This window comes from Kitasatospora sp. NPDC004669 (genome assembly GCF_040609455.1).
Lineage (GTDB): Bacteria > Actinomycetota > Actinomycetes > Streptomycetales > Streptomycetaceae > Kitasatospora.
The window spans coordinates 53,006-76,086 of sequence record NZ_JBEXKB010000018.1; the positions used below are offsets into that span (position 1 = coordinate 53,006).

Consider the following 23,081-nt stretch of genomic DNA (forward strand, 5'->3'; position numbering starts at 1 on the left):
GGATTCACGAGGTGTGAATCCCTGATGCCCCAATAGGAGGAGACGGTTATGGCTACCGGCACCGTGAAGTGGTTCAACAGCGAAAAGGGCTTCGGCTTCATCGAGCAGGACGGCGGCGGCCCGGACGTGTTCGCCCACTACTCGAACATCCAGGCCCAGGGCTTCCGTGAGCTCGTCGAGGGTCAGCGCGTCGAGTTCGACGTGACCCAGGGCCAGAAGGGCCCGCAGGGCGAGAACATCCAGATCATCGCCTGACGTCAGTCACCACGCTGACGCGCGATCCTGTGATCTCGTGAAGCGGGGGCCCGCACCGCTGGACGGTGCGGGCCCTCGTTCATGCCGCCGAACGGCCGGGGCGGCGCACTCCAATCCGACGGCCGACCAGCCCGCACCCCGGGCTGCCGACCGATGGACGGAGACCCCCGTGACCACCCCTGCCCGCCCGCCGCGCGACCGCGGCTCCCGCACCGGCGACCAGCACCGCCCGGCCGACCAGGGCCGCCGCACCGACCGTCCGCGCCGCAGCGGGGAGAGCGCAGAGCGCCCCCGCAAGCCGCGCAGCCGCGCCGGCGCCCCCAAGACCGGCACCCTCAAGGCCGGCGACCCCAAAACCGGCCGCACCACCGTCGCCGAGCCCGTCGACTTCACCGTCGTCGAGGGCACCCCGGCCCGGCCCCCGGCGGCCACCTTCGCCGAGCTCGACCTGCCCAAGGCGATCCTCAGCGCGCTCACCCGCGAGGGCGTCACCGAGCCGTTCCCGATCCAGGCCGCCACCCTGCCCGACTCGATCGCCGGCCGCGACGTGCTCGGCCGCGGCCGCACCGGCTCCGGCAAGACCCTGGCCTTCGGCCTGCCGCTGCTCGCCCGCACCGCCGGCCGCCGCGCCGACGCCCGGCACCCGCTGGCGCTCGTCCTGGTGCCCACCCGTGAGCTCGCCCAGCAGGTCACCGAGGCGCTCACCCCCTACGCCAACGCCGTCAACCTGCGGATCACCACCGTCGTCGGCGGCATGGGGATCGGACGGCAGGCCAACGCGGTGCGCCGCGGCACCGAGGTCCTGGTCGCCACCCCCGGCCGACTGGACGACCTGATCGGGCGCGGCGACGTCAACCTCTCCGACGTCGCGATCACCGTCCTCGACGAGGCCGACCAGATGGCCGACATGGGCTTCCTGCCGCAGGTCAGCAAGCTGCTGGAGCAGGTCGCCGAGAACGGACAGCGGATGCTCTTCTCCGCCACCCTGGACCGCAACGTCGACCGGCTGGTCAAGCGCTTCCTGAACGACCCGGTCACCCACTCGGTCGACCCCTCGGCCGGCGCGGTCACCACCATGGACCACCACGTCCTGCAGCTCGACCCGGCCGACAAGGCCTCCACCACCGCCCACATCGCCTCCCGCGACGGGCGCGTGATCATGTTCGTGCACACCAAGCACGGCGCCGACCGGCTCGCCAAGCAGCTGCGCGCCAGCGGCGTCCAGGCCGCCGCCCTGCACGGCGGCAAGTCCCAGCCGCAGCGCAACCGGGTCCTCGACCAGTTCCGCGAAGGCGAGGTCAGCGCGCTGATCGCCACCAATGTGGCCGCCCGCGGCATCCACATCGACGGCCTCGACCTGGTCGTCAACGTCGACCCGCCGATCGACCACAAGGACTACCTGCACCGCGGCGGCCGCACCGCCCGGGCCGGCGAGTCCGGCACGGTCGTCACCCTCGTGCTGCCCGAGCAGCGCCGCGAGGTCAACCGGCTGATGACGGTCGCCGGGATCCGCCCCACCGTCACCAAGGTCCGCCCCGGCGACGCCGACCTGTCCCGGATCACCGGCGCCCGCACGCCCAGCGGCGTCCCGGTCCCCCTGGTCGTCCCGGCCGCCGCGGCCGCCGCGGACAAGTCGGCGGCGGAGAAGCCGGCCGACGGCAAGGCCGCGACCCCGCGCCGCCGCCCCGCCAAGCGCTCCGGGCTGCCCACCGACGTCGACATGAACGGCAACCCGCGCCGCCCGCGCCCCAAGCAGCGGCTCGGCGCGGCCGGCCAGGGCGAGCGGCCCCAGGCCGCCGGCTTCATCGGACGCTCCTCGGGTCGGGCCAAGCCCGGCAGCGGCTCCAAGTCCGGCTCCAACTACGGGACCGGGCGCCAGCGGCGCAAGGCCGACTGACGGTTGTCGCCGGGGCCCCTCGCGGTGAGGGGCCCCGGGCTCTTCGCGGCGTCAGGCGGTCACGGCCGCAGCGGCGGGCGCCAGCCTTCGCAGCCGCTCCGAAGTCTCCGGATCGCGCGGCGCCATCACGATCAACTGCAGCCCCTCGGCGGCCAGCAGCACGTGCTGGTCGATCCGCAGCTCGCCCAACTCCTCGTGGCGCACCACCTTCTCGGCACCCGTACGCTCCGCGACCTGGTGCTCGTCCAGCCAGCGCTCCGCCTCCGGGTGCTCGCTGCGCACCTGCTGGATCATCCGGCCCAGCCGGCGGCCCACCGCCGTCGCCTCCCCACCGCGCTCGGCGTAGGCGGAGCGCAGCTGGGCCAGGAAACGGCGGGCGTGCTCCTCCCAGTGCTCCACCCGCTGCCGGTGCAGCGCGTTGCCGAACACCACCCAGGCCAGGTTGCGCTCCTGCGTCGGCCGTGCGGACAGCCCGAACAGCGCGTCCGCGCCCGGATTCCAGGCCCGCACATCCCAGTTGGCGTCCATCACCCAGGCCGGCGACGGCCACTGGGCGTGCATCAGCCGCAGCAGCGCCGCCGGGACCTCGGCGGCCGCGGTCACCTCACCGTCCAGCGGGTGGCTGCTCGCCAGCCGGAACAGGTACGCCGTCTCCGCCCGGTCCAGCCGCAGTGTCCGGGCCAGGCTCGCCAGCACCTCCGGGGACGGGTGGATGTCCCGCCCCTGCTCCAGCCACGTGTACCAGGTCACCCCCACCCCGGCCAGCAGCGCCAACTCCTCCCGCCGCAGCCCCGGCGTGCGCCGCCGAACCCCCGGCGCCAGCCCCACGTCCTGCGGCGTCAGCCGGGCCCGCCGGGTGCGCAGGAAGCTCGAAAGTTCCGCGCGGCGCTCCTCCACCTCGTTCATGTCCCCCGTCCTTCCTGGTGGTCGAACTACCAGTATCCCCACGCACTGCTGCGTCCCCGGCGGTCGAGCGAGGCTTGATCACGACAACGCACCGCACGCGCAAGGGACTCGTGATGAACCGTCAGAACCGTACTGTCCGCCGCGCCCTGGTCGCCCTCGCGGCCGCCACCCTCCTCGGCACCGCCGGTACGCTACCCGCCGCCGCGGCCGCCCACTGCCCGGCCCCGGCCGTGATCGCCGGCCACGCGCCCACCCTGGTGCCCGAGACCGCCGTCTGGGACGCCGCCCACCACCGCTTCCTGGTCGGCTCGCTGCGGCACGGCACCGTCTCCGCCGTCGCCCCCGACGGCAGCGTCCGCACCCTGATCGACGACCCCGACACCCTGATCGAGATCGCCGGCCTGCGGATCGACCCAGTCCACCGCCGCATTCTGGTCACCAACCTCGACAACGGCATCGGCGAGCGCACCGGCCCCGCCACCCTCGGCCGGGTCGCCGGCATCGGCGCCTACGACCTGGACACCGGCCGCCGCCTCTTCTACACCGACCTCGCCGCGGTCGCCGCCGACGGCGGCGGCCACCTCGCCAACGACATCGCCGTCGCCCCCGACGGCACCGCCTACGTCACCGACTCCTTCGCCCCGTACGTCTACCGGGTCGCCCCCGACGGCACCGGCTCCGTCCTGCTGCGCGACGACCGCCTCGCCGCCCCCGCCGGCTCCTACGGCCTCAACGGCATCGCCTACCAGGACGGACGCCTCCTGCTCGGCAAATGGAACGACGGCACCCTCTGGCAGCTTCCGCTGCGGGACCCGGCCGCCCTGCGCCGGGTCGAGATCGCCGACGGCGGCGCCCTGCTCCACCTCGACGGCATCCTCGCCCGCCCGAACGGCACCCTGGCCGGCGTCACCAACCTCTTCTACGGTGCCGGCCGCGACGCCGAGGTGGAGCTCAGCTCCGACGACCACTGGCGCACCGCCCGCCTCACCGCCGTCCACCCCTCCGCCGACCCCACCCCCACCGCCGTCACGAACGGCCCGGCCGGCGGCCTCTACCAGCTCTCCGGCGGCCTGACGGAGGCCAACGCCGGCCACCCGACGGACACCTTCACCCTGCGGCGGGTGTGAGGTGACAGATGACTGACAACGGTGCGGAGCTCGAAGCGATTGTCGAGTACTACGAGACGCATGAGCTGACCGAGGACGAGATCATGAACGCCGAGCCGGGCGAGCAGGTGGCGGCAGAGTCGGTGATGATCACCACCTCGCTGCGGCTGCCCAAGCCGGTGATGGACGAGGTGCGCCGTCGGGCACGGGAGCGGGGGCTGAAGCCGACGGCCATCATGCGGGAGTGGATCGAGGCCGCCATCGCCGACGTGGACGAGCCGGTACCGCTCAGCGTGATCACCGCCGCGGTGGCCGAGTACCAGCACCGCAAGGCATCCTGACGGCTCAGGCCGTGAGCGCCGGAACAGCCCGCGCCGCCCGGCGGGCCCCGTCGTAGCGCTCCAGCAGCAGGGCGGCCAGTTCCGGGGCGGGGCCGAGGGGGCCGGCCACGGTGTCCGCCCCGGTGGAGGCCGCCGCGATGCGGTCCGGCAGCAGGCCCGGGGCGATCAGGTAGGGGGCGACCGCGGTGTGCGCGGCGCCCGCGGCGCGCAGGGCGGCGAGGGCGTCGGGGACGCGGGGGCCGGACGCCGAGGCGTAGGCGACCTCGACGGCGGCCCAGCCGCGGCTGCGCTGCCATTCGGCGGCGACCGCGCGGGTGGCGGCGTCGGCGGCCGGGTCGGAGGAGCCCGCCGCGGCCAGCACCACGCCCGTGCGCGCGCGGACCGCCTCCGAGCGCACGTCCAGCCCGGCCTCGGCGAGGCGGCGGTCCAGGGCGGCCCGCAGCAGCGGCGACGGCCCCAGGACGTCCGCCACGGGCAGGCCCGCGCCAGCGGCCCGTAGGGCGGCGGGGACGTCGTGCTTGGCGTGGAAGGCCCGGTTGAGCAGCAGCGGGACGGCCACCGCGTCGTCGAGCCGGCCGACCACCTGGGGGATGCGCGGGGCGCAGTGGTCCAGGTAGGCGGTGGCGACCTCCAGCCCGGGCCGCTGGGCCCGCACCTGCCGCACCAGGGCGGCCACGGTCGCGGCGTGGCGCGGGTCGCGGCTGCCGTGGGCGATGAGGAGCAGGGCGGGCATCAGCGGGGCCTCACCTGGCGGAGGCCAGCAGGCCGCGGTTGCGCAGCACCCGGCGCTCGACCGGGGTGAACACCAGCAGCTCGATGGCGATGCCGACGAACAGGATGAGGATGATGCCGAGCAGCACCCCGGACATGTCGGAGAACTCGCGCTGGTCCTCCAGGAACCGGCCCAGGCCGCGGCCGAGGTCGGGGGAGGAGGCGACCAGCTCGGCGGCCATCAGCGAGCGCCAGGAGAACGCCCAGCCCTGCTTGAGGCCGGCCAGGTAGCCGGGCAGCGCGGCCGGGATCAGCACGTGCCGGGCTCCGGACAGGCCGGTGGCGCCGATGGTGCGCCCGGCCCGCAGGAACAGCGGCGGCACCTGGTCGATGCCGGCCACCAGGCCGTTGGCGATGGACGGGACGGCGCCGAGCAGGATCACCGCGTACATCATCGAGTCGTTGATGCCGAGCCAGATGACCGCGGCCGGCACCCAGGCGACCGAGGGCAGCGACTGCAGACCCTGCAGCACCGGGCCGATCGCGGTGCGCACCGGCCTGACCCGGGCGACCACGAGGCCGATCGGGGTGCCGATGACGACGGCGAGCAGGAAGCCGGACAGGCCGCGCCAGACGCTGGTCCAGATGATCGAGAACAGCGTGCCCTGGTACCAGAGGTCCTGCGCGGAGTGCCAGACGTCCGCCGGGCTGGGCAGCTTGTACGAGGAGGTGAGGTGCAGGCTGTACGTGCCCTGCCACAGCGCGAGCACCACCAGCACGCCGATCAGCGGCGGCAGCGCCTTGGTGCGCAGGACCTCGCCGAGCGAACTGCGCTGCGCGGAGACCGAGTCGAGGGCGTCCAGGCCGGCGCCGACGTCGGCGGTGTCGCCGTCGGGGCGGGACAGCGTGGTGTCAGTGCTGGACATGGCGACGGATCTCCCCACGCAGTTCTTCGGTGATCTCGATGGACAGGTCGGCCACGCCCGCGGACTCGATGCGGCGCGGCTGCGGCAGGTCGATCCGCCACTCGCGGGCGACCCGGCCGGGGCGGGAGGAGAGCAGCACGACGCGCTGGGCCAGGCGCACCGCCTCGCGCACGTTGTGGGTGACGAACAGGACGGACAGCTGCCGTTCGGCCCAGATCCGGGTGATCTCGTCGTGCAGCACGTCCCGGGTGATGGCGTCGAGCGCGGCGAACGGCTCGTCCATCAGCAGCACCTTGCTGCCCTGGGCGAGCGCCCGCGCCATCGCCACGCGCTGGCGCATGCCGCCGGACAGCTCGTGCACCCGCTTGCCGTAGGAGCCGTTCAGGCGGACGAGTTCGAGCAGGCGCTCGGCCTCGGCACGGCGCTCGGGGCGGGGCACGCCGGCCAGCTTGAGGGCGAGCTCGATGTTCTTCCCGGCGGTGAGCCAGGGGAACAGCGCGTGCTCCTGGAACATCAGGGCGGGGCGGCCGCCGGGCACCTCGATGGTGCCGCGGCTGGGCTTGTCCAGGCCGGCGACCAGGTTGAGCAGGGTGGACTTGCCGCAGCCGGAGGCACCGAGCAGGGTGACGAACTCGCCGGGCGCGACGTCGAGGGTGATGTCGTCCAGGACGTGGGTCTGCGCGCCCGGGCGGCCGAAGGACTTGTGCACGTTCGCGATCCGGACGGCGGGCGCGGCGCCGGGGGTGTCGACGACGGGGGTGTTGGCCTCGGTGGTCAGTGCGGGGCTCATGCGCCCACCTCGCTGCGCTCGGCAGTGGCATTCGCCCACGCGCACCTTTCGATGATTCGCTCGCTGAGCTCGCTCATGCGGGCACCTCCTGCGTGAGTGGTCATGGGCCCCTCCTGCTCGTCGGTGGGCAAGGAGGGAAAGGACTGCGGAGCCGGGGCCCGGCCCCGCCCGTCCCGGTGGGCATCGATCGGGGATCGACCGGGAGGGCGGGGACCGGACCGCGGAATCGGGGGCGAACCGCCGTGCGGAGGGCGCTACTTGGCGCCGAGTCCGGCGTCCGCCACGGGGGCCTGGCCCTGGGCCGCGAGGACCTTGTTCAGCAGGGTGAGGTCGTAGATGCCGTTCAGGTTGGGCTTCTTGAGCAGCCCGGCGGTCACGGCGTGGTCGGCCTCGGCCTGCAGGGTGTTCGCCAGCGGGTCGTCCAGGAAGTCGACGTCCTGCCAGGCCGGGTCGAGGACGGCCGGCTCCAGGGCGTTGCCGGCGTCCTTCTTGATCGCCTCGTTGGCGTCGGCCTTGGCCTTGTCGGGGTCGGCCTTGATGAAGGCGTTGGTCTTCACCGAGCCGCGCAGCACGGCCTCCACCACGTCCGGGTGCTCCTTGAGGAACTTCTGCGAGACGATGATGTTGGTGATCACGAACTTCTTGTCCGGCCAGACGTCCTTCTCGTTGAGCAGGACCTTCGCGCCGAGCGTGACCAGCTTGGAGGCGGTCGGCTCGGGCACCCAGGCGCCGTCGATGGAGCCCTGCCGGTAGGCGTCGGGGGTGACCTTGTTGTCGGTGCGCACCACCGAGACGTCGCCCGCGCCGGAGGCCGCGTCGACCTTGTAGCCCTTGCCCGCGAGGTAGTTGAGCAGCGCCACGTCCTGGGTGTTGCCCAGCTGCGGGGTGGCGATCCGCTTGCCCTTGAGGTCGTCCAGCGAGGAGACCTTGTCCGGGTTGACGACCAGCTTGACCCCGCCGGAGGCCGAACCACCGATGATCTTCAGCGACTTGCCGTCGGACTTGGTGTAGCCGTTGATCGCGGGGGAGGGGCCTATCCAGCCGATGTCGATGGAGCCGGCGTTGAGCGCCTCGATCTCGGCCGGGCCCGCGTTGAAGACCTGGGTCTTGACCTGGGTGGCGCCCAACTCCTTCTGGAAGATGCCCTCCTGGAGGCCGACCAGCGCGGTGCCGTGGGTCAGGTTGGCGAAGTAGCCGATCTTCACGGTGTCGGCGGAGAGCTTGGCGCCCGAACCGCCGGCCGCTGCCGCGGCCGCGGAGTTGGCGGAGCCGTCGGCCGAGCCCTTGTCGGCGGCCTTGGAGCCGTAGCCGCAGGCCGACAGCAGGGCCACGGCGGTCAGGCCGGCGACGGCGGCCGCGGCGCGGCGTCTGATCCGCCCGGCGTTGGGGCGGGGCGGCCTAGGGGAGGGGATGCTGCGGGAGGGTGTCGGGTTCGGTGCCATGGTGAGTCCTGTTCGCGGACGGACCGTCAGGAGGCGGTCCCGGGCGGGAGGTCGGAAGGTGGTGCGCGCGGCATCGAGGTGCCGGGGCAGGCCGGGCTGCGGTGGGGGAAGCGGCCCGGTGACAGGGCGGTCAGCCCTGTCGGCCCACACATCGGGTCAAGCCGCCCTGGCCGCTGCCGAGGACGCCGCTGCCGATGCGGCCGCCTTCCTTGTCCATGCCCGAGAACGCCTCGCTGGGCATCAGACCCAGTCCTCCTCTTCGGATGCGTCGGGTACGTCGTCGGTGCGTACGGTCTCGAAGGCCTCGCCCGCCATGCCGGCGGTGAGGGTGGTGCCGTCGGCCGGGTCGATCAGCAGGAACGAGCCGGTGCGGCGGTTGTCGCCGTAGCCGTCCAGGGCCAGCGGCTCGGCGGTGCGCAGCCGCACGTGGCCGATGTCGTTGACGTTCAGCCCCTCGGCGCCGCTGCGCTGTTCCAGCGTGTCGATGTCGATCCGGTAGGAGATCTCCTTGACGAGCGCGCGCACCGTGCGGGTGGTGTGCTTGAGGAGCACCTTGTCCCCGGTGCGCAGCGGCCGCTCGTTGAGGTGGCTGACGGTGGCCTCGATGTCCTTGGTGGGGGCGGGGGCCGCCCCGGCGGCGATCAGGTCGCCGCGGGAGATGTCGAGGTCGTCGGCGAGCCGGACGGTGACCGACTGCGGGGCCCAGGCGATGTCGGTCTCCCGGCCGAGCGCGTCGATCCCGGAAACGGTGGTGGTGTGTCCGGAGGGCAGGACGGTGACGCTGTCGCCGACCCGCAGCACCCCGGAGGCCAACTGGCCCGCGTAGCCGCGGTAGTCGGGGTGCTCCTCGGTCTGCGGGCGGATCACGTACTGGACCGGGAAACGGGCGGCCTCCCGGCTGGGGTCGCTGCCGACCGGGACGGTCTCCAGGTGCTCCAGCAGGGTCGGGCCGCCGTACCAGTCCATGTGCGCGGACGGCTCGACGACGTTGTCCCCGGCCAGGGCGGAGATCGGGATCGCCAGCACGTCCTTGACGCCGAGCGAGGCGGCGTAGCCGGTGAACTCCTCGGCGATGGCGGCGAAGACGGGCTCGGCGTAGTCGACCAGGTCCATCTTGTTGACGGCCAGCACGACGTGCGGCACGCGCAGCAGCGCGGCGACGGCGGCGTGCCGGCGGGTCTGCTCGACCACGCCGTTGCGGGCGTCGACCAGGACGACGGCGAGCTCGGCGGTGGAGGCGCCGGTCACCATGTTGCGGGTGTACTGCACGTGCCCGGGGGTGTCGGCGAGGATGAACCGCCGCCGGGGGGTGGCGAAGTAGCGGTAGGCGACGTCGATGGTGATGCCCTGCTCGCGCTCGGCGCGCAGGCCGTCGGTGAGCAGTGCCAGGTCGGGCGCCTCCTGGCCGCGGTTGCGGGAAGCGTGCTCGACGGCCTCCAGCTGGTCGGCGAGCACCGACTTGGAGTCGTGCAGCAGCCGGCCGACCAGGGTGGACTTGCCGTCGTCGACGGAGCCCGCGGTGGCGAAGCGCAGCAGCGACGTGGCGGTGGCTTCCTGGGTGATGCCGGTCATCTTAGAAATACCCCTCGCGCTTGCGGTCTTCCATCGCGGCCTCGGACAGCTTGTCGTCGGCGCGGGTGGCGCCGCGCTCGGTGAGGCGGCTGGCGGCGATCTCGGCGATCACGGCCTGGATGGTGGTGGCGTCGGAGTCGACGGCTCCGGTGCAGGACATGTCGCCGACGGTGCGGTAGCGAATCAGCCGCCGCTCGACGGGCTCGCTGTCCTTGGGGCCGCCCCACTCGCCGGCGGTCAGCCACATGCCGCCCCGGGCGAAGACGTCCCGCTCGTGCGCGTAGTAGATCTCCGGCAGTTCGATGCCCTCGCGCTCGATGTACTGCCAGACGTCCAGCTCGGTCCAGTTGGACAGCGGGAAGACCCGCACGTGCTCGCCGACCGCGTGCCGGCCGTTGTACAGCGACCACAGCTCGGGGCGCTGGCGGCGCGGGTCCCAGGCACCGAACTCGTCGCGCAGCGAGAAGACGCGCTCCTTGGCGCGGGCCTTCTCCTCGTCCCGGCGGCCGCCGCCGAACACCGCGTCGAAGCGGTTCCTCTCGATCGCGTCGAGCAGCGGCACGGTCTGCAGCGGGTTGCGGGTGCCGTCCGGGCGTTCGCGCAGCACGCCGCGGTCGATGAAGTCCTGGACGTGGGCGACGTGCAGGCGCAGGTTGTGCTCCGCCACGACACGGTCGCGGTAGGCGATGACCTCGGGGAAGTTGTGGCCGGTGTCGACGTGCAGCAGCGAGAAGGGCACCGGCGCCGGGTGGAAGGCCTTGAGCGCCAGGTGCAGCATGACGATGGAGTCCTTGCCGCCGGAGAACAGGATCACCGGGCGTTCGAACTCCCCCGCGACCTCGCGGAAGATGTGCACCGACTCGGCCTCCAGCGCGTCCAGGTGGGACAGCGCGAACGGGGTGTCTTCGGTACGGACCGGGCTGTCGGTCGCGGTGGTCATGCGAGGCCCCTCTCGGTCAGGAAGGCGTGCAGCTCGGCGGCGGACTCGGTGACCGCGCGGCCCTGGGTCTGGAGGCGCAGCTCCGGGTTCTCCGGGGCCTCGTACGGGTCGTCGACGCCGGTCAGGCCGGAGATCTCGCCGGCCGCCTGCTTGGCGTACAGGCCCTTGACGTCCCGTTCGGCGCACAGCTCGACGGGGGTCGCGACGTGGATCTCCAGGAACTCGGTGTCGGCCGCCGCGTGCCGCTCGCGCACGGCGGCGCGGGAGTCGGCGAACGGGGCGATCACCGGCGCGAGCACCTTGACGCCGTTGGCGGCGAGCTTCTCGGCGACGAAGCCGATCCGGGTGACGTTGGTGTGCCGGTCCTCGCGGGAGAAGCCGAGGCCCTTGGAGAGGAACTCGCGGATCTCGTCGCCGTCCAGGACCTCGACCTTGTGGCCCTCGGCGCGCAGCCGCTCGGCCAGTGCGAAGGCCAGTGTGGTCTTGCCGGCGCTGGGCAGCCCGGTCAGCCACACGGTGGCGCCGCGCTCGCAGGGGGCGGCCGCGCGGGCCGCCTCTGCGGCTCCGTCGGCGGCCAAAGTGTGAGCTGTCACGGTGTCTTCCTTACGCTGGATGTGACGGATGGTCAGAGGTGGATGCCGCACTCGGTCTTGCCGGAGCCGGACCAGCGGCCGGCCCGGGCGTCCTCGCCCTCGGCGGGCTTGCGCGTGCAGGACAGCGGGGAGCAGCCGATCGAGGTGTAGCCCTCCCACAGCAGCGGGTTGAGCAGTACGCCGTTGGCGGCGACGTAGGCGTCCACGTCCTCCTGCGTCCACCGGGCGATCGGGGCGATCTTGACCTTGCGGCGCTTGGGGTCCCAGGCGACCACCGGGGTGTTCGCCCGGGACGGCGACTCGTCGCGGCGCAGCCCGGTGGCCCAGGCGTCGTAGCCGCCGAGGCCGCGGTTCAGCGGCTCGACCTTGCGCAGCGAGCAGCACAGGTCCGGGTCGCGGTCGTGCAGGTTCGGCCCGTACTCGGCGTCCTGTTCGGCGACGGTCTTCAGCGGCCTGAGCGTGATGACGTTGACCGGCATGGTCGCGGCCACCGCGTCTCGGGTGCCGATGGTCTCCGCGAAGTGGTAGCCGGTGTCCAGGAACACCACGTCCACGCCGGGGAACACCGAGGAGGCGAGGTGGGCGACCACCGCGTCCTCCATCGAGGAGGTGACGCAGAACCGCTTGCCGAAGGTGTCGGCGGCCCAGCGCAGGATCTCCTGCGGCGTGGCCTCCTCCAGCTCGCGGCCGGCCCGGACGGCGATCTCCTCGTAGTCAGTCGTCGTGCTGCCCATGGGACGCACCCCCGTTGGTCGGTGACAGCAGGCCGAGGAACTTCAACTGGAAGGCGCGGCGGCAGCCGTGGCATTCCCAGGCGCCGTGCCCGGCCTCGGACGGGCGCAGGTCCTCGTCCCCGCAGTAGGGGCAGAAGAACGGGGCTGCTCTCTCGCTCATCGCCCACCTCGTTGCGCTCGGCGTCCGCTTCGCGAACAACGCCCTGCTCGAATGGTTCTCCCCCAGCCTCCGGCCGGGGGGACCCCCATGCTTCGCTCGCTCACGACAGTTGCTCCTCGGTGGCCCGGGCCGCCCACTGGGCGAAGCGCTCGCCCTCGGTGCGGTCCGCCTGGTAGCGGGTCAGCAGGCGCGCGACGTAGTCGGGCAGGCCGGCGCTGGTGACCTTGAGGCCGCGGACCTTGCGGCCGAAGCCGGCCTCCAGACCGAGCGCGCCGCCCAGGTGCACCTGGTAGCCCTCGACCTGGTTGCCGTGCTCGTCGGTGACCAGCTGGCCCTTGAGGCCGATGTCGGCGACCTGGATGCGGGCGCAGGCGTTCGGGCAGCCGTTGATGTTGATGGTCAGCGGCTCGGCGAACTCCGGCAGGCGCTGCTCCAGTTCGTCGATCAGGGTGCGGCCGCGCTCCTTGGTCTCGACGATGGCGAGCTTGCAGTACTCGATGCCGGTGCAGGCCATGGTGCCGCGGCGGAACGGCGAGGGGGTGACCCGCAGGTCGAGCGCCTCCAGGCCGGCCACCACCGACTCGACGTGCTCCTCGGCGATGTCGAGGATCAGCATCTTCTGCTCGGCGGTGGTGCGCACCCGGTCGCTGCCGTGGGCGGCGGCGAGGTCGGCGATCCGGCCGAGCAGCTTGCCGTCGACCCGGCCGACGCGCGGGGCGAAGCCGATGTAGTACCTGCCGTCCTTCTGCCGGTGGACGCCGACGTGATCGCGCCAGCGGGCGGCGGGCTCGGCGGGCGCGGGGCCGTCGACCAGCTTGTGTCCGAGGTACTCGTCCTCCAGCACCTGACGGAACTTCTCCGCGCCCCAGTCGGCGACCAGGAACTTCAGCCGGGCGCGGTTGCGCAGGCGGCGGTAGCCGTAGTCGCGGAAGATGCCGATCACGCCGCCGTAGACGTCGGCGACCTCGTCCAGCGGGACCCAGGCGCCCAGGCGCACGCCGAGCTTGGGGTTGGTGGACAGGCCGCCGCCGACCCACAGGTCGAAGCCGGGTCCGTGCTCGGGGTGGACCACGCCGACGAAGGCGACGTCGTTGATCTCGTGCGCGACGTCCAGCAGCGGGGAGCCGGAGACGGCGCTCTTGAACTTGCGCGGCAGGTTGGAGAAGTCCTTGTTGCCGATGAAGCGGCGCTGGATCTCCTCGATGGCCGGGGTGCCGTCGATGATCTCGTCCTCGGCGATGCCGGCCACCGGGGAGCCGAGGATGACGCGCGGGGTGTCGCCGCAGGCCTCGGTGGTGGACAGGCCGACGGCCTCCAGCTTCCGCCAGATCGCCGGGACGTCCTCGATCCGGATCCAGTGGTACTGGATGTTCTGGCGGTCGGTCAGGTCGGCGGTGCCCCGGGCGTACTGCTCGGAGACCTCGGCGACGGCCCGCAGCTGGGGGACGGTCAGCCGGCCGCCGTCGATGCGCACGCGGAGCATGAAGTACTCGGCGTCCAGCTCGTGCGGGTCCAGGATCGCGGTCTTGCCGCCGTCGATGCCCTCCTTGCGCTGGGTGTAGAGGCCCCACCAGCGCATCCGGCCGCGCAGGTCGGCGGGGTCGATCGAGTCGAAGCCCCGGTGCGCGTAGATCGTCTCAATACGTGTCCGCACATTGAGACCGTCGTCGTCCTTCTTGAACTGCTCGTTGGCGTTCAGAGGAGTGAAGTGGCCCATGCCCCACTGGCCCTCGCCGCGGTGGCGGGTCACCTTGCGGGCCGCGGCGGGGCGGCGCGCGGCGGCGCGGTCGGCCGTGGGCTCGACGGTCTCGGGGGAGGTGGCCATGGTGAAGTCCTTCGGGGCAGGTGGCTCTGACGCCGGGTCGGTCGCTGGGCGTGCTCGACGGTGCGCTGCTGCTGTGACCTGCTGTTTCTCAGGACCGGGGGAGCAGTGACCGGGGCCGGGCGGGGCGCCTGCGCAGCCGCTTCAGCGGGTACGGCGGGGTGGGTGGCGCCGGGTGCGGTGGTGGCAGCGGGGTGGGGCTCAGGTCACCGGACAGATGGCGCTGGACACGCGAAGGAGATCGACGTGGAGTCGACCTACCAGGGTGGTTCCGGCGCTAGACATGGCAAGAGATTCGCACGGCACGGGACTCGCGGTCCACTAGCATCCAAATGGTGGACTCTGGAGTTTCACGATTCGGAACGCCGAACGGTTCCCGCCGCTCCCGCCCGGTGTCCGGCCACACGCCCGTACCCCCGGGGGGAGATCAACCGGAGCGTCCCGGCCCGATACCGTTAGCCCTGTGCAAGCAGCAGGCGATACGAGCAGACCGAGCCCCGAGCGGCCCTCCCGGCGCCGGGGCAAGGGCTCCCGGCGCGCGGCCAAACAGGCCACCTGGCGCCGCACCGCGTGGGAACTGGTGAGGGACACCACCAACACCTGCGTGGAGTACCGGGTCACCGGCCTCGCCGCCGAGGCGGCCTTCTTCACCCTCCTGTCGATCCCACCGCTGCTGCTCGGCCTGGCCGCCACCCTCGGCTACCTCGACGAGTTCGTCGGCGCCGGCACCATCGACCGGCTCAAGCACGACATCGTCTCGGCCTCCGGGACGGTGCTGTCGGACTCCTCCGTCAACGAGGTCGTCAAGCCGCTGCTCAGCCAGGTCTTCGACCACACCCGGCCGGACCTGATCTCGATCGGCTTCCTGCTGTCGCTGTGGTCCGGATCCCGGGCGCTCTACATCTTCATCGACACCATCACCGTGATGTACGGGCTGGACGGCAAGCGCGGCATCGTCAAGACCCGGCTGCTGTCGCTCGGCCTCTACCTCGGCGCCCTGGTGATCAGCTCGCTGGTGCTGCCGTTGCTGATGGCCGGGCCCGGGCTGGTCGAGAACGCCGTGCACGGCATCGCGGGGCTGGTCGGCGCCGCCTACTGGCCGGTCGCGATCCTGCTGCTGATCGTCTCCCTGACCACCCTCTACCACCTGGCCGTACCGGTCTCCACGCCCTGGCGCGAGGACATCCCCGGCGCCCTGGTCGCCCTGGTGGTGCTGGTCTTCTGCAGCGTCGGCCTGCGGCTCTACCTGGTCAGCTCGGTCGAGGGCCCCTCGGTGTACGGCTCGCTGGCCGCGCCGGTGGCCGTACTGCTGTGGATCTTCGTGGTGGCCCTCGCGGTGCTCATCGGCGCCGCCATGAACGCCGCCATAGACCGCCGCTGGCCCACCCTGGAGACCGCCGACGCCCGCGCCGAGAACGAGCGCGCCCACGAGGAGGCCGCCGCCGCGGTGGTCCGCGAGGTGGCCGCCCGACGGGCCGTCGAGCGGGCCCGGCGCGCCCGCGAGCTGGGCCTGGCGGAGGGTGCCGAGGAGGAGTGGGGCGAGGAGGAGGTCGACGACGTCGACGCACCCGCCGAGTACCCCGAGCGGTGGGCCGACATACTGGCCGCCGACAACGTGCGCGGCCGCCTCACCGCCCGCGGCGGGCCGCACCACCGGCCCGCCCCGCCGCCGCCGGACAGCGACCGGCCGGCCGGGCCGCCGCCGGAGCGGCCGGCGCCGAGCTACCCGCCCAGGCCGCCGCGCCCGCCGTGGGAGCAGCGGTAACGGGCGATCGCGGTAACGGGTGATCGGCGGTAACGGGCGATCCGGGACATACGGGCAGGGCCTCCCCCGCGGGTGCGGGGGAGGCCCTGTGTGTGTCTTCGGCCGGATGTGACGACCGGGTGGTGATCAGGTGGCGGCCGGGTCCGGCGGGTACGGCGACTGCGGGGGTCGGCCGTAGCCGTGGGTGGGCTGGTCGGCGACCGGGGGGTAGCCGTAGGAGGGCTGCGGGCCGTCCGGCCGGGGGCCTGCGGGCTGCGGGCCGGTGGGGGTGCGGCCGAACGCGGGGCGAAGCTCGGTGGGGGCGCCCGGGTCCGCGGCACCGGCCGGGGCGGGGCTCGGGCCGGTGCCCGGGGCCGTACCGGGGCCCGGGGTCATGCCGGGGCCCGGGTCGGTGCCCGGCGCGGTCGGGGTGGGCGTCGCCGAGCGGTCGGCCGGGCCGGCCTGCGCCGGGAGCGGCTCGGGGCTCGGCGGAGCCGGCTCCAGGGCGGTGCGCCCCGAGGAGTCGCTCAGCTTGATCAGCAGCGCGATCATCAGCCAGTTCGCCAGCAACGAGGAACCACCCGCGGCCAGGAACGGCAGCGCCTTACCGGTCAGCGGGACCAGCCCGCTCACGCCGCCGACGACCACGAAGATCTGCAGCGCGAGCGCCGCCGACAGGCCGGTGGCCAACAGCTTGCCGAACGGGTCGGTCAGGCCGACCGCGGTGCGCAGCCCGCGCTGGATCAGCAGCACGTACACCAGCAGCACCGCCGTCACCCCGGCCAGGCCCAGCTCCTCGCCGATGGTGGTGAAGATGAAGTCGCTGCGCCCGGCGAAGCCGATCAGCCACGGCCGGCCCGAGCCCAGGCCCGTCCCGGTCATGTGCCCGGTGCCGAGGCTGAACAGTGCCTCGGCGGGCTGCTCGGAGATCGCCGGGTCGTGCACCGCCTTGTAGTAGTCCATCGGGTGCAGCCAGGCCTCGACACGCCCGTGGACGTGCGGTTCCAGGGTGCCGACCACCGTCGCTCCGCCGACCGCCATCAGCACGCCGAGCACCACCCAGCTGGTGCGCTCGGTCGCCACGTACAGCATCACGATGAAGAGGCCGAAGAAGATCAGCGAGGTACCCAGGTCGCGCTCGAAGATCAGCACCAGCAGGCTGACCGCCCAGATCGCCAGCACCGGCCCGGCGTGCCGGCCGCGCGGCAGGGTCATCCCCCAGACCTTGCGGCCGGCCAGTGCCAGCGCGTCCCGGGAGGCCATCAGGTAGCCCGCGAAGAAGATCGTGATCGCGACCTTCACGAACTCGTCCGGCTCGAAGGAGGGCAGCCCGGGGAGCTTGATCCACCGCTTGGCACCGAAGCTGTCGGTCGGCGAGAACACCGGCGCGGTCAGCAGGATCAGCGCGCCCGCCATCAGCAGGTAGACGTACCGCTGGAAGAAGCGGTGGTGCTTGACGAAGACGATCAGCGCGAGCGCCGCCGCCACCGAGATGAACACCCACATCAGCTGGGAGGGCGCGGCCGGGAGCTTCTGGTAGTCGCCCTTGACCGCGTGCGCGGCCTTGTAACTGAAGTCCAGCCGGTTCAGCAGCATCAGCCCGAAGCCGGTCAGGAACACCCCGATCGGCAGGATCAGCGGGTCGGCGTACGGCGCGAACCGGCGCACCGCCAGGTGCGCCACCGCGACCAGCGCCCCGAGGGGCAGGACTTGCACCAGCAGCCCCTTCGGCATCGAGCCGGTCAGCGCCAGCGAGGCGTCGATGTGTCCCGCCAGACAGGCGGCCACCGCGAGGACCAGCAGGCCCAGCTCGATGTTGCGGTGGCGCGCGGCCAGCCGGCGGCCCTCGCCGCGTGCAGTGCTTTGCACCTCTTGTCGTCCCCTTGTCGTCACCCACGTGGCCGGTATCGCCGACGGTGCATCCTGCCAGACGAAGGTGACTCTCCGCCGGTTGCGGTCCCGGGGCCGGCAAGGGCAGAACTTTGCCTCGGCAAAGCTTTGTCGGGGCTGGGTAAAGCTTTGTTCAGGTCGGGGTATAGAGGTGGGCCCCGAGCGGGGCCGACCGCGTGGGGAAGGCCATCATGGCCGGGCGCCGCGGCCTGTGCCCGGCGTCCTTCCCGGCGCCATCCGGCGACGGTCGGGTGGCGGCTGCGGATGGGGTGAGTGGACGGATGGACGGCGCGGCGCTTGCGTACAGCGGACCGCCCGCGTGGCAGTGGTCCGACCTGGTCACCTCCTGGACCTTCGAACCGCTGGTGCTCGCGCTCTCGGTGCTGCTCGGCGGCTGGTACCTGACCGCGGTGCGCACCGTCCACCGGGGCGGCGAGCGCTGGCGGCCCACCCGCACCGCCGCCTTCCTCGGCGGGCTGCTGCTGTGGATCTGGTGCACCTGCTCCGGCCTCGGCGTGTACGAGCGGGTCCTCTTCACCGACCGGGCCGTGCAGGTCGTGCTGCTGCTCATGGTCGTCCCGCTGCTGCTCGCACTCGGTGCGCCCGTCTCGCTGCTGGTCGAGTCGTCGCCGGAGCGGCGCCGGGAGCGGGTCCTGCGGGCGCTGCGCAGTCGGCCGTCCAAGGTGCTGATGTTCCCGGCGGTCTCCACGGCGCTGCTGATGGCGCCGCCGTGGCTGCTCTACTTCACGCCCTGGTACGAGTGGTCGCTCTCCAGCGGGGTCGGCAACGTGGTGCTGCACCTGACGCTGGTGCTGCTCGGCCTGGCGTACTTCTGGCCGCGGCTGCAGCTCGACCCGGTCGGGCACGAGTACCCGCACCTGGTCGGGCTGTTCATCACCTTCGCCGAGGTGATCTTCGACGCGGGCCTGGGGATCGTGCTGATCTACGGGGGCCACCTCGTCGCCGAGCACTACTACGTGGCGCTCGACCGGCCCTGGGGGCCGAGCCTGGCGCAGGACCAGACCTGGGGCGGCAACGCCTTCTGGGTGCTGGGGGACCTCGTCGGGCTGCCGTTCCTGGCCGCGCTGGTGCGGCGGATGGTGGTGCAGGGGCGCGAGGAGATCAAGGCCGTGGACGCCGAGCTGGACGCCCGCTTCGAGGCGGCCGCCGCGGAGGCCCGGGCGGCGGGGCTGCCGGAAGAGGAGGAGACCGGCATGCGGCCCTGGTGGCTGGACGACCCGAACCTCAAGCACCGGTACGGCGGCTGACGACGGCCGTTCGGAGCGGGTCGACTTCGGCCCCCGGCCGGACTCGCTTCGGCCGCCGACCGGGCCCCTTTCCGGCCCCTTTCCGGCTCCTTTCCGGCTCCTTTCGGCCCCCGCGAGTGCGTTTGCGTAGGTCAAAAATAGGTTGGCCGCATACTGCCGCTCCGCTAGCGTGTGAGCGTCCGGTTCGGGGGCCATTGGGCCGCCCGAGGAGTAGAGAGCAGGAGGTGAACCCCGTGGTCGTTGTCGCCCCGATAGTTGCCCTGGGCAGCACTCGCGTTCACCTCCTTTTCCCGGCCGCAGGCTGAGCCTTCCGCGCCAGCCCTAGCCCGCCGGGACCATCTCCTCCCGAAGGGCCACTGCGTTGTTCAACGCTGCCTCCGTTCCGTCGTACTCTCCCCTCTCTGCCTCTTCGTCCTCCGCCGAGGACTCCCCGCTGTCCCGCTACGGCTGGACGCCCGAGCACACGCAGCTCTTCGCCCCGCTCGCCGAGGCCGGACTGTTCCCCGCCCGGATCGTCCGGGTCGACCGCGGCCAGTGCGACGCCGTCCTGGCCGACCCGGAGACGGTCGAGCTGCGCACCGTCCGGCTCGACACCCGGCCGGTGGGCGATGCCGACATGATCAACTGCCCGTGCACGGGCGACTGGGCCGCCGTCGACCTGAACGCCCAGCCGATGGCCGCCGTCTCCGCGCTCCTGCCGCGCTCCACCGCGATCATCCGCAAGGTGGCCGGCAAGCGCTCCGACGGTCAGGTGCTGGCGGCCAACGTCGACACCGTGCTGATCGCCGCCTCGCTCGCGGTCGATCCCGACCTCGGGCGGATCGAGCGCTTCCTCGCCCTGGCGTGGGAGTCCGGCGCCGAACCGCTGGTCGTCCTCACCAAGGCCGACCTGGTCGACGACGCCGAGTTCATCCGCGCCGACGTCGAGGCGGTCGCCCCCGGCGTCACCGTGCTGGTGGTCAGCGCCGAGACCGGCGAGGGCATCGACGTGCTCCGCGCCTGCGCCCCCGGCACCACCGTGGTGATCGGCCAGTCCGGCGTCGGCAAGTCCACCCTCACCAACGCCCTCGTCGGCACCGAGGTGATGGTCGTCCAGGAGGCCCGCTCGGTCGACCAGAAGGGCCGCCACACCACGACCACCCGCGAACTGACGGCGCTGCCCGGCGGTGGCGTGCTGATCGACACCCCCGGGCTGCGTGAGGTCGGCCTCTACGGTGGCGAGGGGGTGGACCTGGCCTTCGCGGACATAGCCGAGCTGGCCGAGGACTGCCGCTTCCACGACTGCAGCCACAACACCGAGCCCGGCTGCGCGGTCCGGGCGGCGCTGGCCGACGGCACCCTGCCGCAGCGCCGGATGGACAGCTACCTCAAGCTCCAGCGCGAGAACGAGTGGATCGCCTCCCGCTCGGACGCCAGGGTGGCCAAGGCCCGGTTGAACAAGTGGAAGACGATCACCAAGTCGATGCGGGCGGCGGGAGGTCCGGTGAAGCGCTGATCTGATCTGACCCGGCGACGGCCGTCCGGGGGCGCGGTGGGCGCGGGCGGTCCGGACCGCCCGCCCCGCCAGCCGGCCCGGACCGCGCGGGCGGCACGTACGACACGTGCCACGGGTGCGACAGGCCCACAGATGCGACAGCGCGACAGGTGCGGCACCGGCGGCGGCAGGCGCGGAAGCCGGCGCCCTGCGGGGCCCCGGCGTGGGCAGAAGACGGGAAGGTGGTGGAGGAGGCGGTGGGAGGGCGGGGTGGGGGGAGGGGGAGGGCCCCGAAAGGTGATGTCCGATTCCCGCCAGTCACCCCCCACTCGGTACCGCAAACTGGACAACGTGATCGACGACGACATCCGGTACCGAGCCGTGGACAGCCGCGACGCCCGCTTCGACGGCGTCTTCTTCACGGCCGTCACCTCCACCGGCATCTACTGCCGACCGAGCTGCCCCGCCGTGACCCCCAAGCGCGCCAACTGCCGCTTCTACCCCAGCGCCGCGGCCGCCCAGGGCGCCGGCTTCCGCGCCTGCCGCCGCTGCCGCCCCGACTCCGTGCCGGGCTCCCCGGAGTGGAACCACCGCGCCGACCTGGTCGGCCGCGCGATGCGCCTGATCGGCGACGGCGTGGTGGACCGCGAGGGCGTCGCCGGCCTGGCCGACCGGCTCGGCTACAGCTCCCGCCAGCTGCAGCGCCAGCTCACCGCCGAGCTCGGCGCCGGCCCGATCGCCCTGGCCCGCGCCCGCCGCGCCCAGACCGCCCGTCTGTTGCTGCAGACCACCGAGCTGCCCGTCACCGACATCGCCTTCGCGGCAGGCTTCGCTTCCGTCCGCCAGTTCAACGACACCGTCCGCGAGGTCTACGACCGCACCCCCACCGGCCTGCGCGCCGAGGTCGCGGCAGGCCGTCGTACCGCGACCCCGGCCGGCGGTCTCACCCTGCGCCTCGCCTACCGCGGTGCGATCGACAGCGACCACCTGATCGACTTCCTCGCCCTGCGCACCGTCCCCGGCGTGGAGGAGGTCGTGCCCGGCACGCTCCCCGGTGTGCGCACCTACCGGCGCACCCTCGCGCTCCCGTACGGCCACGGCATCGCCGAGGTCGACGGCCTCGCGCCGGACGAGCCGCGCACCCGCGGCTGGCTCGACTGCCGTCTGCTGCTGGCCGACCTGCGTGACCTGCCGACCGCCGTCCAGCGACTGCGGACCCTCTTCGACCTGGACGCCGACCCGGACACCGTCGACGAGCAGCTCGGCGCCGACCCGGTGCTCGGCCCGCTGGTCCGCGAGCGCCCGGGCCTGCGCTCGCCCGGCCACGTGGACCCGCACGAGCTCGCCGTCCGCGCCGTGCTCGGCCAACAGATCACGGTCGGTGCCGCGCGCACCCTGGCGGGCCGGCTCGCCGAGAAGTACGGCACCGCGCTGCCCGAGCCCAACGGCGGCCTGCGGCTGCTCTTCCCCACAGCGGCGGCCATGGCCACCGCCGACCCGGAGGACTTCGCGATGCCCGCCGCCCGCCGCCGCGCGCTCACCGGCCTGTGCGCCGCGCTGGCCGAGGATGTGGTCCGCCTCGACGGCGGGGTCGACCGGGAGGAGGCCGCGGCCCGGCTGCTGGCCCTACCCGGCATCGGCCCCTGGACGGTCGGCTACCTGCGGATGAGGGCCCTGGCCGACCCCGACGTCTTCCTCCCGAGCGATGTCGGCGTCAAGCACGGCCTCACCCGGCTGGGCGCCGACGGCGACCCGAAGTCCGCCGCTCGTGCCGCCGAGGCCTGGGCCCCGTGGCGCTCCTACGCCGTCCACCGGCTGTGGGCCGGCCCCGCGAACACCAGCCCGAGCCCCAGCCTCAGCCCGAACACCAGCCCCAGACTCAGCACCAGCACCAGCACCGGAACGGAGCACGACCCGGCATGACCACCACCGTCTACACCACCATGGAAAGCCCCTTCGGCCGGCTGTTGCTCAGCGGCGCGCTGCCCGAGGACGGCGGCCCGGCGGCCCTGGCCACCGTCACCGCGCCCGGGCAGAAGTACGCGCTGGCCGAGCCCGCCGACGACTGGGTGCTCGACCCCGAGGCCCTCGCCGAGCCGGTGGCGCAGCTGAACGCCTACTTCGCCGGCGAACGCACCACCTTCGACCTTCCGCTGGCGCCCGAGGGCACCGAGTTCCGCCGCCGGATCTGGGCCGCGCTGGACGAGATCCCGTACGGCAGGACCGTCACCTACGGCCAACTCGCCGAGCTGGCCGGGCAGGAGCCGCGGATGGTCCGGGCGGTCGGTGGCGCGGTGGGCGCCAACCCGCTGCTCATCGTCCGCCCCTGCCACCGGGTGCTGGGTGCCGGCGGCGCGCTCACCGGCTTCGCCGCGGGCGTGGACCGCAAGCGCTGGCTGCTGGAGCTGGAGAGCGGCACCCTCTTCTGACCCCGGGGCCCGCGACCCGGGCCCGGCGTCCGACCCGGGCCCGAGGGCGGTTCGGGCGTCCGACCCGGGCCCGAGGGCGGT

General features: G+C 73.1%; 22 protein-coding genes. 9 read left to right on the plus strand and 13 right to left on the minus strand.

Annotated elements, in window-relative coordinates; genetic code table 11:
- Positions 1 to 48 precede the first annotated feature (48 nt).
- Positions 49 to 255: a cold-shock protein gene (locus tag ABZW30_RS17620; protein ID WP_355671998.1), complete on the plus strand. Its 207-nt coding sequence runs from the start codon at positions 49 to 51 to the stop codon at positions 253 to 255.
- A gap of 169 nt (positions 256 to 424) precedes the next feature.
- Positions 425 to 2,152, plus strand: coding sequence for a DEAD/DEAH box helicase (locus tag ABZW30_RS17625; protein WP_355671999.1), 1,728 nt, complete (start codon positions 425 to 427; stop codon positions 2,150 to 2,152).
- A 51-nt stretch (positions 2,153 to 2,203) separates the two neighbouring features.
- Here ABZW30_RS17625 and ABZW30_RS17630 read toward each other — a convergent pair whose 3' ends face one another.
- Positions 2,204 to 3,058, minus strand: coding sequence for a helix-turn-helix transcriptional regulator (locus tag ABZW30_RS17630; RefSeq protein WP_355672000.1), 855 nt, complete (start codon positions 3,056 to 3,058; stop codon positions 2,204 to 2,206).
- A 113-nt stretch (positions 3,059 to 3,171) separates the two neighbouring features.
- On the opposite strand from ABZW30_RS17630, the gene ABZW30_RS17635 reads away from it, so the two are divergent.
- Positions 3,172 to 4,185 (plus strand): hypothetical protein, encoded by a 1,014-nt coding sequence (locus ABZW30_RS17635; RefSeq protein WP_355672001.1) that lies wholly within the window; start codon positions 3,172 to 3,174, stop codon positions 4,183 to 4,185.
- A gap of 8 nt (positions 4,186 to 4,193) precedes the next feature.
- Positions 4,194 to 4,505 carry a hypothetical protein gene (locus tag ABZW30_RS17640; protein ID WP_355672002.1) on the plus strand — a complete coding sequence of 104 codons (312 nt, stop codon included), beginning with the start codon at positions 4,194 to 4,196 and terminating at the stop codon, positions 4,503 to 4,505.
- Between the two features lie 4 nt (positions 4,506 to 4,509).
- Here ABZW30_RS17640 and ABZW30_RS17645 read toward each other — a convergent pair whose 3' ends face one another.
- The 11 genes from ABZW30_RS17645 to ABZW30_RS17695 form a co-directional block, all read right to left on the minus strand.
- Positions 4,510 to 5,238 carry a sirohydrochlorin chelatase gene (locus tag ABZW30_RS17645; protein ID WP_355672003.1) on the minus strand — a complete coding sequence of 243 codons (729 nt, stop codon included), beginning with the start codon at positions 5,236 to 5,238 and terminating at the stop codon, positions 4,510 to 4,512.
- A 10-nt stretch (positions 5,239 to 5,248) separates the two neighbouring features.
- Positions 5,249 to 6,142 carry an ABC transporter permease gene (locus ABZW30_RS17650; protein ID WP_355672004.1) on the minus strand — a complete coding sequence of 298 codons (894 nt, stop codon included), beginning with the start codon at positions 6,140 to 6,142 and terminating at the stop codon, positions 5,249 to 5,251.
- Positions 6,129 to 6,932, minus strand: coding sequence for an ABC transporter ATP-binding protein (locus ABZW30_RS17655; protein ID WP_355672005.1), 804 nt, complete (start codon positions 6,930 to 6,932; stop codon positions 6,129 to 6,131). Before ABZW30_RS17655 ends, ABZW30_RS17650 begins: the two co-directional genes overlap by 14 nt.
- A 254-nt stretch (positions 6,933 to 7,186) precedes the next feature.
- A complete protein-coding gene (locus ABZW30_RS17660; protein WP_355672006.1) occupies positions 7,187 to 8,374 on the minus strand; it encodes an aliphatic sulfonate ABC transporter substrate-binding protein in 1,188 nt (395 codons plus the stop codon).
- A gap of 240 nt (positions 8,375 to 8,614) precedes the next feature.
- Positions 8,615 to 9,946 carry a GTP-binding protein gene (locus ABZW30_RS17665; protein ID WP_355672007.1) on the minus strand — a complete coding sequence of 444 codons (1,332 nt, stop codon included), beginning with the start codon at positions 9,944 to 9,946 and terminating at the stop codon, positions 8,615 to 8,617.
- Between the two features lies 1 nt (position 9,947).
- A complete protein-coding gene (gene cysD / locus ABZW30_RS17670; RefSeq protein ID WP_355672008.1) occupies positions 9,948 to 10,886 on the minus strand; it encodes a sulfate adenylyltransferase subunit CysD in 939 nt (312 codons plus the stop codon).
- Positions 10,883 to 11,464 (minus strand): adenylyl-sulfate kinase, encoded by a 582-nt coding sequence (gene cysC, locus ABZW30_RS17675; RefSeq protein WP_355672086.1) that lies wholly within the window; start codon positions 11,462 to 11,464, stop codon positions 10,883 to 10,885. The genes cysD and cysC overlap by 4 nt, the downstream gene beginning before the upstream one ends.
- A gap of 47 nt (positions 11,465 to 11,511) precedes the next feature.
- Complete coding sequence (locus ABZW30_RS17680; protein ID WP_355672009.1) at positions 11,512 to 12,213, minus strand: phosphoadenylyl-sulfate reductase; 702 nt, start codon at positions 12,211 to 12,213, stop codon at positions 11,512 to 11,514.
- The gene (locus ABZW30_RS17685; RefSeq protein ID WP_355672010.1) at positions 12,194 to 12,373 is read right to left on the minus strand and encodes a hypothetical protein; all 180 of its coding nucleotides are present in this window, start codon (positions 12,371 to 12,373) and stop codon (positions 12,194 to 12,196) included. The genes ABZW30_RS17680 and ABZW30_RS17685 overlap by 20 nt, the downstream gene beginning before the upstream one ends.
- Before the next feature lie 100 nt (positions 12,374 to 12,473).
- Entirely contained in the window at positions 12,474 to 14,198 is a 1,725-nt protein-coding gene (locus ABZW30_RS17690; RefSeq protein ID WP_355672011.1) for a nitrite/sulfite reductase, read from the minus strand.
- Between the two features lie 198 nt (positions 14,199 to 14,396).
- A complete protein-coding gene (locus tag ABZW30_RS17695; protein WP_318264789.1) occupies positions 14,397 to 14,480 on the minus strand; it encodes a putative leader peptide in 84 nt (27 codons plus the stop codon).
- Between the two features lie 178 nt (positions 14,481 to 14,658).
- Here ABZW30_RS17695 and ABZW30_RS17700 point away from each other — a divergent pair, with 178 nt between their 5' ends.
- Complete coding sequence (locus tag ABZW30_RS17700; RefSeq protein WP_355672012.1) at positions 14,659 to 15,960, plus strand: YihY/virulence factor BrkB family protein; 1,302 nt, start codon at positions 14,659 to 14,661, stop codon at positions 15,958 to 15,960.
- A 126-nt stretch (positions 15,961 to 16,086) separates the two neighbouring features.
- On the opposite strand, the gene ABZW30_RS17705 is transcribed toward ABZW30_RS17700, so the two are convergent.
- Positions 16,087 to 17,808, minus strand: a complete 1,722-nt coding sequence (locus tag ABZW30_RS17705; RefSeq protein WP_355672013.1) for an FtsW/RodA/SpoVE family cell cycle protein — start codon at positions 17,806 to 17,808, stop codon at positions 16,087 to 16,089.
- Between the two features lie 302 nt (positions 17,809 to 18,110).
- On the opposite strand from ABZW30_RS17705, the gene ABZW30_RS17710 reads away from it, so the two are divergent.
- The 4 genes from ABZW30_RS17710 (at position 18,111) to ABZW30_RS17725 (ending at position 23,000) form a co-directional block, all read left to right on the plus strand.
- Entirely contained in the window at positions 18,111 to 19,097 is a 987-nt protein-coding gene (locus tag ABZW30_RS17710; protein WP_355672014.1) for a cytochrome c oxidase assembly protein, read from the plus strand.
- 361 nt (positions 19,098 to 19,458) lie between these two features.
- Entirely contained in the window at positions 19,459 to 20,592 is a 1,134-nt protein-coding gene (gene rsgA / locus ABZW30_RS17715; protein WP_355672015.1) for a ribosome small subunit-dependent GTPase A, read from the plus strand.
- Positions 20,593 to 20,871: 279 nt separating this feature from the next.
- Complete coding sequence (locus ABZW30_RS17720; RefSeq protein WP_355672016.1) at positions 20,872 to 22,494, plus strand: AlkA N-terminal domain-containing protein; 1,623 nt, start codon at positions 20,872 to 20,874, stop codon at positions 22,492 to 22,494.
- On the plus strand, positions 22,491 to 23,000 hold the full coding sequence (locus ABZW30_RS17725; RefSeq protein ID WP_355672017.1) for a methylated-DNA--[protein]-cysteine S-methyltransferase: 510 nt from the start codon (positions 22,491 to 22,493) through the stop codon (positions 22,998 to 23,000). Before ABZW30_RS17720 ends, ABZW30_RS17725 begins: the two co-directional genes overlap by 4 nt.
- Positions 23,001 to 23,081: the final 81 nt, after the last annotated feature.

What these genes read in the sequence shown, in the direction of transcription:
- ABZW30_RS17630 (WP_355672000.1), bottom strand. Translation starts at nt 3,058, where the DNA reads ATGAACGAGGTGGAGGAGCGCCGCGCGGAACTTTCGAGCTTCCTGCGC.
- ABZW30_RS17635 (WP_355672001.1), top strand. Translation starts at nt 3,172, where the DNA reads ATGAACCGTCAGAACCGTACTGTCCGCCGCGCCCTGGTCGCCCTCGCG.
- ABZW30_RS17665 (WP_355672007.1), bottom strand. Translation starts at nt 9,946, where the DNA reads ATGACCGGCATCACCCAGGAAGCCACCGCCACGTCGCTGCTGCGCTTC.
- ABZW30_RS17710 (WP_355672014.1), top strand. Translation starts at nt 18,111, where the DNA reads ATGGACGGCGCGGCGCTTGCGTACAGCGGACCGCCCGCGTGGCAGTGG.
- ABZW30_RS17640 (WP_355672002.1), top strand. Translation starts at nt 4,194, where the DNA reads ATGACTGACAACGGTGCGGAGCTCGAAGCGATTGTCGAGTACTACGAG.
- ABZW30_RS17645 (WP_355672003.1), bottom strand. Translation starts at nt 5,238, where the DNA reads ATGCCCGCCCTGCTCCTCATCGCCCACGGCAGCCGCGACCCGCGCCAC.
- ABZW30_RS17695 (WP_318264789.1), bottom strand. Translation starts at nt 14,480, where the DNA reads ATGTCTAGCGCCGGAACCACCCTGGTAGGTCGACTCCACGTCGATCTC.
- ABZW30_RS17660 (WP_355672006.1), bottom strand. Translation starts at nt 8,374, where the DNA reads ATGGCACCGAACCCGACACCCTCCCGCAGCATCCCCTCCCCTAGGCCG.
- cysD (WP_355672008.1), bottom strand. Translation starts at nt 10,886, where the DNA reads ATGACCACCGCGACCGACAGCCCGGTCCGTACCGAAGACACCCCGTTC.
- ABZW30_RS17620 (WP_355671998.1), top strand. Translation starts at nt 49, where the DNA reads ATGGCTACCGGCACCGTGAAGTGGTTCAACAGCGAAAAGGGCTTCGGC.
- ABZW30_RS17690 (WP_355672011.1), bottom strand. Translation starts at nt 14,198, where the DNA reads ATGGCCACCTCCCCCGAGACCGTCGAGCCCACGGCCGACCGCGCCGCC.
- ABZW30_RS17650 (WP_355672004.1), bottom strand. Translation starts at nt 6,142, where the DNA reads ATGTCCAGCACTGACACCACGCTGTCCCGCCCCGACGGCGACACCGCC.
- ABZW30_RS17680 (WP_355672009.1), bottom strand. Translation starts at nt 12,213, where the DNA reads ATGGGCAGCACGACGACTGACTACGAGGAGATCGCCGTCCGGGCCGGC.
- ABZW30_RS17725 (WP_355672017.1), top strand. Translation starts at nt 22,491, where the DNA reads ATGACCACCACCGTCTACACCACCATGGAAAGCCCCTTCGGCCGGCTG.
- ABZW30_RS17655 (WP_355672005.1), bottom strand. Translation starts at nt 6,932, where the DNA reads ATGAGCCCCGCACTGACCACCGAGGCCAACACCCCCGTCGTCGACACC.
- ABZW30_RS17720 (WP_355672016.1), top strand. Translation starts at nt 20,872, where the DNA reads ATGTCCGATTCCCGCCAGTCACCCCCCACTCGGTACCGCAAACTGGAC.
- ABZW30_RS17685 (WP_355672010.1), bottom strand. Translation starts at nt 12,373, where the DNA reads ATGAGCGAGAGAGCAGCCCCGTTCTTCTGCCCCTACTGCGGGGACGAG.